This window comes from Curtobacterium flaccumfaciens (genome assembly GCF_018598405.1).
GTDB lineage: Bacteria > Actinomycetota > Actinomycetes > Actinomycetales > Microbacteriaceae > Curtobacterium > Curtobacterium aurantiacum.
Window position 1 is genome coordinate 19,900 of sequence record NZ_JAHEWS010000033.1, and the last position, 14,394, is coordinate 34,293.

Below are 14,394 nucleotides of genomic sequence, written 5' to 3' on the forward strand. Positions count from 1 at the left end.
ATAGTGCGACACAATGGTGGACATCGTGAACGAGACGCCCGCACCCCCGCTCCTGTTCCTCTTCGACATGGACGACGTCCTGGTCCGGTACGACTGGAAGGTGCGCATGGCCGCGCTCTCCGAGCTCACCGGGCACCCGTTCGAGGAGCTCCGCCGCCGGTGGTGGGACTGCGGCCACGAGATGCGCGCCGAGGCCGGTGGCTTCGCCGACGGTGACGAGTACCTCGCCGCGTTCGAGCGGGCGATGGAGTGCGACGTCCCCGAGTCCGACTGGGCCCGCATCCGCGGAGCGGCCATGACCGAGCTGCCGGAGCGCATCGAAGCCGTCCGGATCGCGAGCGAGCACGGGCGTGTCGGGCTGCTCACCAACAACGGTCCGCTCGCCGGCCGTTGGATCCACGAGTGGGCACCGTCCCTGCCCGAGGTCTTCGGCGAACACCTCGACACGACGAGCAACTTCGGTGCCCGGAAGCCCGAGCCCGAGGTCTTCGAGCGTGCGGTCCTGCACCACGGCGTCCCCGCCGAACGCACGTTCTTCGCCGACGACATGCCCGAGAACGTCGCGGGGGCACGGAGCGTCGGCATCCACGCGGTCCTGGTCGAGCACGACACCGACCTGCGCGAGCACGTCCGCGCCTTCGTCGCGGCGCAGCACGAGCCCTCCCCCGTCGCGTAGCCCGCCGCGCCCGTTCCTTCCCATCGCGGTCGCGCTGGGAAGCAGGAACGGGCATACCTGGTCATTCCGAACGACCCGGTACGCCCGATCCCACCAGGTACGCCCGCATCCACCCGGTACGCCCGGATCCACCCGGCACACGCACGCACGGCCGAGCGACGGGAGGCCCGCCCCGCGCCCGCCACGCCCGTTCCTTCCCATAGCGGTCGCGCTGGAAAGCAAGAACGGGCATACCTGGTCATCCCGAACGACCCGGTACGCCCGATCCCACCAGGTACGCCCGGATCCACCCGGTACGCCCGATCCCACCCGGTACGCCCGGATCCACCCGGCACACGCACGCACGGCCGAGCGACGGGAGGCGCGACCCGGCCCCGACTAGCGGGTCGCGGTGGTCGTGCGGTCGCGTCCCGTCAGGTCGACGTGCGTCTCCGGGGTGCGGAACCCCCGGCGTGTCAGGACCTCGCGCACGCCGGCGCCCTGCGGCTCGGCGTGCTCGATGACGAGGACTCCCCCGGGCACGAGCAACCGCCACGCGGTCTCGGCCAGCGCCCGCACGGAGTCGAGGCCGTCCGGTCCGCCGTAGAGCGCCATCGCCGGGTCGTGGTCGCGGACCTCGGGGTCGATCGGGACCGCGTCGTCCGGCACGTACGGCGGGTTCGACACGACGACGGACACCGTGCCGTCGAGTTCGGGCAGCGCGTCGGCGAGGTCACCCTCGACGAGCCGGACCGTCCCACCGTGGGCGTCGACGTTGCGCCGGGTCCAGGGCAGGGCGTCCGCTGACCGCTCGACGGCGTAGACCAGGGCGTTCGGCACCTCGGTGTCCATCGCGATCGCGATCGCACCGCTGCCGGACCCGAGGTCCACGGCGATCGGCTCGGGGAGCGCGGTCGCCCGCAGTGCGTCGATGCCGAACTGCACGACTCCCTCGGTCTCCGGGCGGGGCACGAACACGCCCGGTCCCACCGCCAGGGTGAGCGCGCGGAAGTACGCCTGCCCGGTGATGTGCTGGAGCGGCTCGCGGGTGGCGCGGCGGGCGACGGCCTGCCGGAAGCGCTCGACGTGCTCCGGTGTGATGCTGCCGCCGATCATCGCACGCGCCTGGACAGCGCCACGCGAGGTGTCGGTCGCCCACGCGAGCAGCAGCTCGGCGTCGACGCGGGGTGTCGGGACGCCGACGGCGACGAGCGCCGCGGTCGCCTGCTCGAGCAGGCGATCCGCGGCGAACGTGAGGGGCGTGTCGGCGGTGATCCGGGCCTCCAGGCTGGGTGTGCGGTTACGCGTCCTGGTCGCCGATGGCGGCCAGGCGTGCCTCTTCGTCCGCCTGGATGGCGGACTGGATGACGGGCTCGAGGGCACCGTTCATCACGCGGTCGAGGTCGTACGCCTTGTAGCCGGTGCGGTGGTCCGCGATCCGGTTCTCCGGGAAGTTGTACGTGCGGATGCGCTCCGAACGGTCCATCCCGCGGATCTGCGACTTGCGCGCGTCCGAGGCGATCGCGTCGAGCTCCTCCTGCTGGCGCGCGAGGATGCGTGCACGGAGCACGCGCATGCCGGCCTCGCGGTTCTGCAGCTGCGACTTCTCGTTCTGCATCGCCACCGTGATGCCCGTGGGCAGGTGGGTGATGCGGACCGCGGAGTCCGTCGTGTTGACGGACTGCCCGCCCGGGCCGGAGGACCGGTAGACGTCGATCTTGAGGTCGTTCTGGTTGATCTGGACCTCTTCGGGCTCGTCGACCTCGGGGAACACCAGCACGCCGGTGGTCGAGGTGTGGATGCGCCCCTGCGACTCGGTCTGCGGCACACGCTGCACGCGGTGCACACCGCCCTCGTACTTCAGGTGGGCCCAGACGCCCTGGGACGGGTCGGTCGTGTTCGACTTGATCGCGACCTGGACGTCCTTGTAGCCACCGAGGTCGGACTCGGTGCGCTCGAGGAGCTCGACCTTCCAGCCCTTGGTCTCGGCGTAGTGCGAGTACATGCGCAGGAGGTCGGCCGCGAACAGCGCCGATTCCTCGCCGCCCTCGCCGCCCTTGATCTCCATGATGACGTCACGGCCGTCGTCGGGGTCGCGCGGGATGAGCAGCCGGCGGAGACGCTCCTGGCGCTCCGACAGCTGCTCCTCGAGCCCGGGGACCTCGTCCGCGAACGCTTCGTCTTCGCGGGCGAGTTCCTGGGCGGCGGCGAGGTCGTCCCCCGCCGCCTGCCAGGCCTCGTACGCGGACTTGATCTGGTTGAGCTCGGCGTACCGCCGGTTCACCTTCTTCGCCCGGGCCGCATCGGCGTGGAGCGCGGGGTCCGACAGCTGCTGCGTCAGGTCCTCGTGTTCCGCCAGCAGCCCTGCTACCGACTCGAACACGCGTTACTCCTGGTGACCGTTGTGGTGGGCGCCGGTCGTGGGGACCGACTTCTGCACCTGCACCAGGAACTCGACGTTCGACTGCGTCTCCTTGAGGTTCCGCAGCACGATCTCGAGGGCCTGCTGCGGGTCGAGCCCGGCGAGGGCCCGGCGCAGACGCCAGGTGATCTTGACCTCGTCGGCGGAGAGCAGCTGCTCCTCGCGACGGGTGCCGGAGGCGTTCACGTCGACGGCGGGGAAGATCCGCTTGTCGGCGAGGTGACGGTTCAGGCGGAGCTCCATGTTGCCGGTGCCCTTGAACTCCTCGAAGATGACCTCGTCCATCTTGGAGCCGGTCTCGACGAGCGCGGTCGCGAGGATGGTCAGCGAGCCGCCGTCCTCGATGTTGCGCGCGGCGCCGAAGAAGCGCTTCGGCGGGTAGAGCGCCGCCGAGTCGACGCCACCGGAGAGCACGCGGCCCGACGGCGGGGTCGACAGGTTGTACGCACGACCCAGGCGGGTGATCGAGTCGAGCAGCAGCACGACGTCGTGGCCCAGCTCCACCAGGCGCTTCGCACGCTCGATGGCGAGCTCGGCGACGGTGGTGTGGTCCTCGGCGGGACGGTCGAAGGTCGAGGCGATGACCTCGCCCTTCACCGTGCGCTGCATGTCGGTGACCTCTTCGGGCCGCTCGTCGACGAGGACGACCATCAGGTGCGCCTCGGGGTTGTTCTTGGCGACGGCGTTCGCGATGGCCTGCAGCACGACGGTCTTGCCGGCCTTCGGCGGGGACACGATGAGACCGCGCTGGCCCTTGCCGATCGGCGACACGAGGTCGATGATGCGGGTCGAGAGCTTGCCCGGCTCCGTCTCGAGGCGCAGGCGCTCGTTCGGGTACAGCGGGGTGAGGTCGTTGAAGTCGACGCGGGCCGCTGCCTCGTCGGCGGACTGGCCGTTGATCGACTCGACGGCGACGAGCGCGTTGTACTTCTGACGGCTCTGCTGCTCGCCGTCACGCGGCTGCTTGATCGAACCGACGACGGCGTCGCCCTTGCGCAGGTGGTACTTCTTCACCTGGCCGAGGGAGACGTAGACGTCGCTCGGACCCGGCAGGTAACCGGTGGTGCGGACGAACGCGTAGTTGTCGAGGACGTCGAGGATGCCCGCGATCGGGATCAGGACGTCGTCCTCGGTGACCTCGGGCTCGAAGTCGTCGTTCTGGCCGCCACGGCCGCGCTTGCGGTCGCGCTGGCGACGGCTGCGGCCGCTCTCGGCCTCGTCAGCGTGCTGTTGCTGCTGCTGCTTCTGCTGGCCGCTGGTCTGCTGCTTCTGCTGACCGGCGTTCTGCTGCTGCTTCTGGTCGGCCTTGTCGTCCTGCTTGGCCTCGGCCTGCTTCGGCTGGTCGTTCTGCTTCTGGCCGCCGTTCTGCTGGCCGTTCTGCTGCTCGCCGCCGTTCTGCTTCGGCTGGTTCTGCTGGCCGGCGTTCTGCTTCGGCTGGTTCTGCTGTCCGCCGTTCTGCTGGTCGGCGCCGTTCTGGCCGCCGTTCTCACCGTTCTGCTGCTCGCCGTTCTCGGCGTTCTGCCCACGGCCACGACCGCGACCACGGCTGCGACGGCCGCGGCGCGAGCCGCCCTCGCCCTGCTCGCCGTTCTGGTCGCCCTGGTCGTTCTGGTCGTTCTGGTCGGCGGACTCGTTCTGGTCATCGGCCTGGACGGCGGAGCTCGGGGCCTGCTGGCCCTGCTGCTCGGCCTCGGCAGGCGCCTGCTGGTCGCCGTTGCGCTGGCCCTGCTCGGCGCCCCGCTGCGGCTCGGCGCCTCGCTGGCCACGTCCACGACGCTGCGAACCGGACTGCGCGGCTTCCTGCGCGTCCTTCTCGGCGCGGACCTGGTCGAGCCCCGCGAGGAGGTCCTCGGTTCCGGTCTGACCGTGGTTGGTGTGCTCGGCGGCCGAGGTCGGCGCGGCGCTCACGGTGCCACCGGACGAGGCGCGGCGCGAACGACGGGCGCGGCTCGGGGCGGCGGACTCGGTGTCGGCGACGGGGGCCTCGGCAGCGGGCTGCGCCGGGGTCTCGGCGGGCTCCGGCAGGGTCGGCTGCTCGGCGGGGGCCTCGACGACGGCCGGGGCCGCGGGGGCCGCAGGGGCCTCGGCGACGGGACGCTTGTCCTCGATCGAGGCGATCAGGTCGCCCTTGCGGAGCTTGGAGAGCCCGGTGATGCCGAGCGAGGAGGCGATGCGCTGGAGCTCCGGGAGACGGAGGGCACGCAGATCGCTGGGGATCTCCACCTGGGCGGAGTTGTTGTCGGTCAAGGTCGGTGTTTCCTTTCGAACCGCAGAACGCGGAGAGTTTCCACCGTCCCGGATGCAAGGGTGCGCATCGACCGCCGTTCAGACGACGGATCGGGATTCGGTGATCAGAAAGAGATGCACACTCGCGCACCGGACCCGGCGACGTCGCAGGAGCTGTCCAGGGGACGGGCAATCCGTGCGGTTACGCGGGTTCGGCTTCGAGCGCCGAGTGCGCTGCCACTGTAGCACCACCGAGATCGACGGCCAGCATGAGCGGCCGCCAGTCGGATTCGGCGTGTCGCTGCACCAGGTCGGCGGCGGTCAGGCGCTGCGCCGGGTCACTGCCGAGCACGAGCAGGCTCGGCCCGGCGCCGGAGACCACCGCGGCGAGGCCGTGCTGGCGGAGCAGCCGGATCAGGGCGTCGGTCTCCGGCATCGCGCTGGCACGGTACGCCTGGTGCAGACGGTCCTCGGTCGCGGCGAGCAGCAGCTCGGGGCTCTGGATGAGCGCAGCGACGAGCAGTGCCGAGCGGGAGACGTTGAACGCGGCGTCGGCGTGCGGGACCTGCTCGGGCTGCAGGGAGCGCGCGAGCTTCGTCGAGAGCGTCGAGGTCGGGACGAACACCACCGGCGCGACACCGCGGTGCACCAGGAGCCGCTTGTAGGCCGGGCCCTCGGCGGTCATCCACGCGATCGTCAGGCCGCCGAAGAGCGCGGGCGCGACGTTGTCCGGGTGGCCCTCCATCTCGGTGGCCAGGGTGAGGAGCGTCGAGGCGTCGAGGTCGACGATGCCCTCGAGCAGCCCGCGGGCCGCCATCAGTCCGGCGACGATCGCAGCTGCGGAGGAACCGAGGCCGCGGCCGTGCGGGATCGCGTTCGTGGCCTGCAGCTCGAGGCCGGGCTGGTCGACACCCGCGTGCTCGAGGCCGCGACGGACCGCGCGGACGACGAGGTTCGTGTCGTCGGTGGCGACCTCGCCTGCACCGACGCCCTCGACCGTGACGGTCGCGCCGGGTTCGGGCCGCACGCGCACCACGACCTCGTCGTAGAGCGAGAGCGCGAGGCCGAGCGAGTCGAAACCGGGGCCGAGGTTCGCCGACGTGGCTGGCACCCGCACGCGGACCGCCGATCCAGCCGGCAGCGCACGGACCGCCCGTCCGGCCGGTACAGCGCTGCGGGCGGTCATGCCCTCACCCGGTCCGGACGAGCGGTCGGAGATCACTGCTCGCTGACCAGACCGAGCACGTCGGCGATCGACTTCGTGTCGACCGGCACGCTCGTCGGGGTGACCTCGCCGCCGTCGGGCGTACGGAGGGCCCACTGCGGGTCCTTCAGGCCGTGGCCCGTGACCGTGATGACGACCTTCGCACCCTTCGGCACGACACCGGCGTCGGCACGCTCGAGCAGCCCGGCGACACCGATGGCCGACGCGGGCTCGACGAACACGCCGACCTCGGCCGACAGGATGCGGTGTGCCGCGAGGATGGCCTCGTCGGTGATGGCACCGAAGTAGCCGTCGGTCTCCCGCTGCGCCTCGAGCGCGAACTGCCACGAGGCCGGGTTGCCGATGCGGATCGCCGACGCGATGGTGTCGGGGTGCCGGACGACCTCACCGTGCACGATCGGGGCCGAACCGGCGGCCTGGAACCCGAACATGCGGGGCAGCTTGGTGCTGCGGCCGGCGGCGACGTCCTCGCGGTAGCCGCGGGAGTACGCGGTGTAGTTGCCGGCGTTGCCGACGGGCAGGAAGTGGAAGTCCGGTGCGTCACCGAGGACGTCGACGACCTCGAACGCGGCGGTCTTCTGCCCCTCGATGCGGTCGTTGTTCACGGAGTTGACGAGGTGCACCGGATAGTTCGCCGCCAGGTCGCGGGCGATGTCGAGGCAGTCGTCGAAGTTGCCCTGCACCTGCAGCAGCTGGGCGTCGTGGGCGACGGCCTGGCTGAGCTTGCCCATGGCGATCTTGCCCTCGGGCACGAGCACCGCGGCGGTGATGCCGGCGTGCGTGGCGTACGCGGCGGCCGAGGCGCTGGTGTTGCCGGTCGAGGCGCAGATGACGGCCTTCGCGCCGTGCTCGACGGCCTTCGAGATCGCCATCGTCATGCCGCGGTCCTTGAACGAACCCGTCGGGTTCATGCCCTCGAACTTCACGTAGACCTCGGCGCCCGTGCGCTCGGAGAGCCGACGAGCCGGGATGAGCGGCGTGCCGCCTTCTCCGAGCGTGACGATGGGCGTCGCCTCGGTCACGTCGAGTCGGTCGGCGTACTCGCGCAGGACTCCCTGCCACTGGTGGGCCATCAGGCTTCTCTCTCTGTCCGGTGGATGGATCTGGTTGGTCGGCTCGGTGAGCCGGTCGGTCGGTCTGGAGGCCCGTGGCCGCGTCAGGCGCCGATGACGCGCAGGACGCTGGTGACGTCCAGGACGACGTCCTCGCCGCGGAGGGCGACGACGGTGTCCGCGAGGTCGGCCTCGCGCGCCAGGTGCGTGCCGATCACGAGCGTCGCGGTCCCCTCGGCTGCTCCGGTGGTGGTCTGCTCGACCGTCTCGACGCTGACGCCGTGCTTCGCCAGCACGCCGGCGACGGTCGACAGCACACCGGGGGCGTCCGTGACGTGCAGGGTGATCTGGTAGCTCGTGCGGACGGTCCCGATCGGGAACACCGGCAACTCGGACCGCGTCGACTCGGCGACACCCGGGCCGCCGATGACGTGTCGTCGGGCGGCGGAGACCAGGTCGCCGAGGACCGCGGAGGCCGTCTCGACCCCGCCGGCACCGGCACCGTAGAACATCAGGTCGCCGGCGGCCTCGGCCTCGACGAACACGGCGTTCTTCGCACCGTGCACGCTCGCGAGGGGGTGCGACTCGGGCACGAGGGCCGGGTAGACGCGGGCACTGACGCCCTCGCGGCCGTCCTCGTCGGTCAGGCGCTCGGCGGTCGCCAGGATCTTCACGACGTAGCCGGCCTTGCGGGCGGCGCGGACCTGGTCGATCGTGACGTGGGTGATGCCCTCGCGGTGCACGGCGGCGAGCGGCACCGAGGTGTGGAACGCCAGCGAAGCCAGGATCGCGGCCTTCTGCGCGGCGTCGTAGCCCTCTACGTCGGCGGTCGGGTCGGCCTCGGCGTACCCGAGCTCCGTCGCGGTGGCCAGGGCGTCCTCGAACGTGGAGCCCTTGCGGTCCATCAGGTCGAGGATGAAGTTCGTGGTGCCGTTGACGATGCCCATGATCCGGACGATGCGGTCACCGGCGAGCGAGTCGTGCAGCGGACGGATGATCGGGATGGCCCCGGCCACGGCGGCCTCGTAGTAGAGCTGCGCGCCGACCTGCTCGGCCGCGGCGAAGAGTTCCGGACCGTGGGTCGCGAGCAGCGCCTTGTTGCCGGTGACGACGTCCGCGCCCGACTGCAGGGCCTGGAGCACGAGGGTGCGCGCCGGCTCGATGCCGCCGATGAGCTCGACGACGATGTCCGCGCCGAGGATGAGCGATGCCGCGTCCGTGGTGAAGAGCTCCGCGGGCAGGTCGACGTCGCGCTGCGCGTCCACGTCGCGCACGGCGATCCCGACGAGCTCGAGCCCGGCACCGGCGCGCGAGGCCAGCTCGTCGCCGTGCTCGAGGAGCAGTCGCGCGACCTGGGAGCCGACCGAGCCGGCCCCGAGCAGCGCTACACGGACGTTGCGGTATTCGATCATCTGGGAGCGGTTCCTGTCGGTGGGGGTGCGCCCTGCGGGGTGGGCGGACCCGGTCGGGTCGGGGGTCAGCGGCCGGTACCGTCGGCGGGCACGGCGGCGACCCCGGTGTCGCGGGCGAGGAGATCGTCGATCGTCTCGCCCCGCACGAGGATACGGGCTGTGCCGTCCGCGACGGCGACGACCGGCGGGCGGCCCACGTGGTTGTAGTTGCTCGACAGCGCCCAGCAGTAGGCACCGGTGGCCGCCACGGCCAGCAGGTCGCCGCGCTGCACGTCGCCGGGCAGGTACTCGTCGTTCACCACGACGTCGCCGCTCTCGCAGTGCTTGCCGACGACGCGGCTCAGCACCGCTGGGGCGTCGGAGGTGCGGGCGAGCCGGGCCGTGTAGTCGGCGCCGTACAGGGCCGGACGGATGTTGTCGCTCATCCCGCCGTCCACCGAGACGTACGTGCGGGTCGCGCTGCCGCCGTCGTCGGTCTCGAGCGTGACGGGCTTGATCGTGCCGACGCGGTAGAGCGTCACCCCGGGCGGGCCGATGATGTAGCGCCCGGGTTCGACGGCGATGTCCGGCACCGGGATGCCGCGCTCGGCGCAGGCCTCACCGATGATCGTGGCCAGTGCCTCGGCGACGTCCTCGGGGGCGAACGCCGAGTCGGCTTCGGTGTAGTCGATGCCCCAGCCGCCGCCGAGGTTCAGCTCGGGCACCGGACCGGAGGCCACGAGCGTCGCGTGCACGTCCATCAGGCGACGGGCGGCCTCGCGGAACCCGGCGTCGTCGAAGATCTGCGAACCGATGTGCGAGTGCAGCCCGACGAAGGCGAGCGACGGCTCGGCGCGGACGGCGGCTGCGGCCTCGACGGCCTCGGACAGCGGGATGCCGAACTTCTGGTCCTCGCGCGCCGTCGCCAGGTACTCGTGGGTGGACGCGTGCACGCCGGAGTTGATCCGGATGCGCACGCGCTGCACGACCCCGGCGGCGGCCGCGGCACGGGCGACCCGCTGCACCTCTTCGTGGCTGTCGAGCACGATGGTGCCGATGCCGACCTCGACCGCGCGGGTGATCTCGGAGTCGGACTTGTCGTTGCCGTGGAAGCCGAGCCGACCGGGGTCGATGCCACCGGCCAGGGCGACCGCGAGTTCACCGGCGGTGCAGACGTCGACGCGGAGGTCCGCCTCGGCCATCCACGCGACGACCTGCGTCGTCAGGAAGGCCTTGCCGGCGTAGTAGACGTGCGCGTGGCTGCCGATCCGCTCGAAGGCCTCGGCGAACGCGTTCCGCACGCGGACGGCACGGGACTGCACGTCCCGCTCGTCGACGACGTACAGCGGCGTGCCGAACTGCTCGACGAGGTCGGTCGCACTGACGCCACCGATCGCCAGGGTGCCGTCGTCGGTCCGTGTCGCGGACGCGGGCCAGATGCGGTCCACCAGTTCGGAGGCGTCCGTCGGGAACCGCAGCCGCGGCGGTGCAAGGGGGTTCTCGCTCACGGGACCCGATCCTACCGACGCGAGCCGTTCCTCCCGGCCGCGTTACGCAACCATCCACTCAGCCGCAGCTGCCCACGGTCCGCAGGCCGTCTTCGTTGAGCGGCAACGCGTCCGCGGTGATCCGGACCGTCGCGTCCGACTTCGACACGTCGAGCGAGCGCACCCGGAGCGCCTCGGGCAGGAACTGCGCGGTGCAGACCTGCACCGGGACACCGGTGACACCCGGGATCGAGTCGACCTTGAGGCCGAGGTCCGAGTTCGTGATCCGGACGCTCTCCGGGGTGATCGTGATGCCGCGGCCGTCGTCCTGCGCGACGACGGCGCCCTTGGCGGCGTAGGTGATGTCGTACCCGAGCACGGACGACGACCCCGTCAGTTCGACGCCGCCGTCGGCCAGGCTGAGCCGGTCGAAGAGCGGACTGTACTTCGCCAGGTCCTTGACGCTCGACGACGCGAGGGTGACCGTGCCGTCGACGTCGCGGACGTCGCCCTTGCCGTCCACCGGGACGTCACGCGCGGTGACGTCGGCGGCGAGCGGGATGCCGTCGACGGTCAGCTCGGCCGAGGAGATCTCGACGCGGTCGAGGGTGCCGCTGATGAGCTGCGGGATGACGATGCCCTCGGCGTGGGCGTCGACCTGGCCGGTCGTGCCGTCGGGCAGGGACTGCTCGACCTGCTGGGCGATGATCCGGTCGACGACACCGCGCAGCACGAACTCGGCGATGACGACGAGGGCGGCGAGCACGACGACGACCACGAGCAGGACGACGGGCCAGCGGCGGCGCGTGGTGGGGCGTTCGGTGGCTGCGGGCATGCATCCCACCTTGCCAGCCCGGTCTGCGGGCCCGCTGCGGCCCGTACGCGGCCCGTACGCGGCCCGTACGCGGCCCGTACGCGGCCCGTACGCAAAACACCGGTGTTCGCGCTCGACACCCCGGAACGCGGGTGTTCGGTGCGCGAACACCGGTGTTTTGCGGAAGGGGCGACCGCTACATGCGGGACGGAGCCGACACGCCGAGCAGGCCGAGGCCGTTGCGGACGACCTGGCCGGTGGCGTCGTTCAACCACAGGCGCGTGCGGTGCAGGTCGGTCACGGGCTCGTCGCCGAGGGGCGTGACGCGGCAGGAGTCGTACCAGCGGTGGTAGAGCCCGGCGAGCTGCTCGATGTACCGCGCGATGCGGTGCGGCTCGCGCAGCTCGGCGGCGTGACGGACCACCCGCGGGTACTCGGCGAGGGCCCCGAGCAGTGCGCTCTCGGACTCGTGGGTCAGGAGCGAGGCGTCGAACACCGACCGGTCGACCCCGGCGGCCGCGGCGTTCCGGGCCACCGACTGCGTGCGCGCGTGAGCGTACTGCACGTAGAAGACCGGGTTGTCGTTCGTGCGCTTCGTGAGCAGGTCGAGGTCGATGTCGATCTGGGTGTCGCTGGCGAACCGGACGAGGGCGTACCGGCCGGCGTCGACACCGACGGCGTCGACGAGGTCCTCCATCGTGACGATGGTGCCGTTGCGCTTCGACATGCGCATCGGCTCGCCGTCCTTGAGCAGGTTCACCATCTGCCCGATCAGGATCTCGAGGTTCTTGCCCGGCTCGTCCCCGAACGCGGCGCACATCGCCATCATCCGGCCGACGTAGCCGTGGTGGTCGGCGCCGAGCATGATCAGGTTCCGCTCGAACCCGCGCTCGCGCTTGTCGAGGTAGTACGCCAGGTCGCCGGCGATGTACGCGGGCTCGCCGTCGGACTTGATGACGACGCGGTCGCGGTCGTCGCCGAAGTCGGTCGTGCGGAGCCACTCGGCCCCCTCGGCCTCGTACATCACGCCCGCCGACCGCAGCCGGGCGATGGCACGCTCGACGGCCTTCGACTCGTGCAGGGCGTTCTCGTGGAAGTACACGTCGAAGTCGACGCCGAAGTCGTGCAGCGACGACTTGATGTCGGCGAACATGAAGTCGACGCCCTCGCGACGGAAGAGCTCCTGCGCCTCGTCACGCGGCAGGTCGCGGACGTCGATTCCCGGCTCGAGGGTCGCGATGACCCGTGCCGCGATCTCGGCGATGTAGGCACCGCCGTAGCCGTCCTCCGGCGTGGGCTCGCCGAGGGCGCTGGCCACGAGGGAGCGGGCGAAGCGGTCGATCTGCGCACCGTGGTCGTTGAAGTAGTACTCGCGGGTGACGAGCCCGCCCTGCGCCTGGAACACGCGGGCCAGGCTGTCGCCGACCGCGGCCCACCGCACGCCACCCATGTGGATCGGGCCGGTGGGGTTGGCGGAGACGAACTCGAGGTTGATCCGGACGCCGTCGTAGAGGTCTCCGGTGCCGAAGGACGCACCGCCGTCGACGATGGTGCGCGCGATCTCACCGGCGGCAGCGGCCTCGAGCGTGATGTTGATGAAGCCCGGGCCGGCGACGTCGACCGAGTCCACACCGTCGAGCTCGGTCAGCTCACCGGCGATCTCCGTCGCGAGCTCGCGCGGGTTCGTGCCGAGCCGCTTCGCGAGCTGCATGGCGGCGTTCGAGGCCCAGTCACCGTGGGCGCGGTTCTTCGGACGCTCGAGCACCACGTGGGACTCCTCGATCGTCACGGTCTCGGACGCGCCTCGGCGCTCGACGATCCCGGTCAGGATCGACAGGTACGCGGCGGAGAGTTCGGCAGGAGTCACGAGGATCGATCCTACCGGGACGCCCAGGTCCGCACCGATCGATGCAGCATCATGTCGGGATGACCCCCCGCAGCCGCGCCCGGGCGCTCACCGTCGCCACCCTCACCACCGCAGCAGCCATCGTGCTCGCCGGGTGCTCGGGCGGCGGGGACAGCACCCCGTCGGCCAGTGCGACCCCGGCGGGCAAGCCGGTGACGCAGACCTGCGCGGAGCTCCTGCCGTCGAGCGCCCTGTCGGTGTACGGGCAGACCTTCGAGCTCGACGACGCCTTCACCCCGGCGAAGGATTCCCCCGCCTCGGCCATCGCGAAGCAGCGGGGTCGCGTCTGCCGGTTCGTGAGCACCGACGCGGACGCCACGGCGATCACGCTCGCCGTCGCCGACCTGCCTGAGAAGTCGCTCACCAACCTGAAGGACGCCCTGTACGAGCGGGGCGGCTCCGTCCCCACCTATCGGGTGGAGGGGTACTTCACCCTGAGCGGCGACGTCGGCCGCGCGGACGCGTTCGCCGACCCGTACTGGATCACCGCACAGTCGACGCTCTTCACCGAGCCGGGCGGGGCGCAGCCCGTCATCGACGCGGTGCGCGCAGCGCTCCAGCCGTCGGCGTCGGCGACGCCCACGCCCGCGGGCTGACCCGCGCTGCCTCCGCGCACGGTGCGGGCTCCGTCATCCGGTGCGAGGTTGCGCGCGCGGTGCGCGACTGCAGCGCCGCACGGAGCACGTAACCGTGCACGGGCCCGCGTCGCTCGCACCGTGCCGGGTCGGCCGCCTGGTGCGCGCCTGCAGCGCCGCACGGAGCACGCAACCGTGCACGGGCTCGCGTCGCTCGCACCGTGCGGACGGGAGGCCCGTGGCGAGCCCGCACCGCGCCTCCAGGCCGACGGCGGCCACGCACGGTGCCGGGTCCGCCGTCCAGTGCGAGGTTGCGCGCGCGGTGCGCGCCTGCTGCGCCGCACGCAACACGGAACCTCGCACCAGCTCGCGTCGCTCGCACCGTGCCGGGTCGGCCGCCTGGTGCGAGATTGCGCGCGCGGTGCGCGCCTGCTGCGCCGCACGGAGCACGCAACCGTGCACGGGCCCGCGACGCTCGCACCGTGCGGACAGGAAGCCCGTGGCGGGCCCGCACCGCGCCTCCAGGCCGGCGGCGGCCAAGCACGGTGCCGGGTCCGCCGTCCGGTGCGAGGTTGCGCGCGCGGTGCGCGCCTGCTGCGCCGCACGCAACACGGAACCTCGCACCAGCTCGCGTCGCTCGC

11 protein-coding genes are annotated in these 14,394 nt (G+C 71.7%); 2 read left to right on the plus strand and 9 right to left on the minus strand.

Translation table 11 applies throughout. The features are described 5' to 3' along the window. The first annotated feature begins 25 nt into the window (after positions 1 to 25). On the plus strand, positions 26 to 676 hold the full coding sequence (locus KK097_RS18780; protein ID WP_214545450.1) for an HAD family hydrolase: 651 nt from the start codon (positions 26 to 28) through the stop codon (positions 674 to 676). 378 nt (positions 677 to 1,054) lie between these two features. Here KK097_RS18780 and prmC read toward each other — a convergent pair whose 3' ends face one another. From prmC to argS, 9 genes are all read right to left on the minus strand, one after another. Further along, positions 1,055 to 1,930 (minus strand): peptide chain release factor N(5)-glutamine methyltransferase, encoded by an 876-nt coding sequence (gene prmC, locus KK097_RS16275; protein WP_439647661.1) that lies wholly within the window; start codon positions 1,928 to 1,930, stop codon positions 1,055 to 1,057. A 25-nt stretch (positions 1,931 to 1,955) separates the two neighbouring features. Next, positions 1,956 to 3,038: a peptide chain release factor 1 gene (gene prfA, locus KK097_RS16280; protein WP_214528530.1), complete on the minus strand. Its 1,083-nt coding sequence runs from the start codon at positions 3,036 to 3,038 to the stop codon at positions 1,956 to 1,958. A gap of 3 nt (positions 3,039 to 3,041) precedes the next feature. Continuing rightward, positions 3,042 to 5,324 carry a transcription termination factor Rho gene (gene rho / locus KK097_RS16285; RefSeq protein WP_214545451.1) on the minus strand — a complete coding sequence of 761 codons (2,283 nt, stop codon included), beginning with the start codon at positions 5,322 to 5,324 and terminating at the stop codon, positions 3,042 to 3,044. A 181-nt stretch (positions 5,325 to 5,505) separates the two neighbouring features. Continuing rightward, complete coding sequence (gene thrB, locus KK097_RS16290) at positions 5,506 to 6,489, minus strand: homoserine kinase (RefSeq protein WP_214528532.1); 984 nt, start codon at positions 6,487 to 6,489, stop codon at positions 5,506 to 5,508. Positions 6,490 to 6,521: 32 nt separating this feature from the next. Then, positions 6,522 to 7,601 (minus strand): threonine synthase, encoded by a 1,080-nt coding sequence (thrC, locus tag KK097_RS16295; protein ID WP_111124231.1) that lies wholly within the window; start codon positions 7,599 to 7,601, stop codon positions 6,522 to 6,524. A gap of 83 nt (positions 7,602 to 7,684) precedes the next feature. After that, on the minus strand, positions 7,685 to 8,992 hold the full coding sequence (locus tag KK097_RS16300) for a homoserine dehydrogenase (RefSeq protein WP_214545452.1): 1,308 nt from the start codon (positions 8,990 to 8,992) through the stop codon (positions 7,685 to 7,687). Between the two features lie 65 nt (positions 8,993 to 9,057). Further along, on the minus strand, positions 9,058 to 10,479 hold the full coding sequence (gene lysA, locus KK097_RS16305) for a diaminopimelate decarboxylase (protein ID WP_214545453.1): 1,422 nt from the start codon (positions 10,477 to 10,479) through the stop codon (positions 9,058 to 9,060). Positions 10,480 to 10,537: 58 nt separating this feature from the next. After that, a complete protein-coding gene (locus tag KK097_RS16310) occupies positions 10,538 to 11,293 on the minus strand; it encodes an LmeA family phospholipid-binding protein (RefSeq protein WP_214545454.1) in 756 nt (251 codons plus the stop codon). A gap of 175 nt (positions 11,294 to 11,468) precedes the next feature. Continuing rightward, positions 11,469 to 13,139 (minus strand): arginine--tRNA ligase, encoded by a 1,671-nt coding sequence (gene argS, locus KK097_RS16315; protein ID WP_214528536.1) that lies wholly within the window; start codon positions 13,137 to 13,139, stop codon positions 11,469 to 11,471. A 59-nt stretch (positions 13,140 to 13,198) separates the two neighbouring features. On the opposite strand from argS, the gene KK097_RS16320 reads away from it, so the two are divergent. Continuing rightward, positions 13,199 to 13,774, plus strand: a complete 576-nt coding sequence (locus KK097_RS16320) for a hypothetical protein (RefSeq protein ID WP_214545455.1) — start codon at positions 13,199 to 13,201, stop codon at positions 13,772 to 13,774. Positions 13,775 to 14,394: the final 620 nt, after the last annotated feature.

What these genes read in the sequence shown, in the direction of transcription:
- thrB (WP_214528532.1), bottom strand. Translation starts at nt 6,489, where the DNA reads ATGACCGCCCGCAGCGCTGTACCGGCCGGACGGGCGGTCCGTGCGCTG.
- thrC (WP_111124231.1), bottom strand. Translation starts at nt 7,601, where the DNA reads ATGGCCCACCAGTGGCAGGGAGTCCTGCGCGAGTACGCCGACCGACTC.
- KK097_RS16300 (WP_214545452.1), bottom strand. Translation starts at nt 8,992, where the DNA reads ATGATCGAATACCGCAACGTCCGTGTAGCGCTGCTCGGGGCCGGCTCG.
- KK097_RS16310 (WP_214545454.1), bottom strand. Translation starts at nt 11,293, where the DNA reads ATGCCCGCAGCCACCGAACGCCCCACCACGCGCCGCCGCTGGCCCGTC.
- KK097_RS16320 (WP_214545455.1), top strand. Translation starts at nt 13,199, where the DNA reads ATGACCCCCCGCAGCCGCGCCCGGGCGCTCACCGTCGCCACCCTCACC.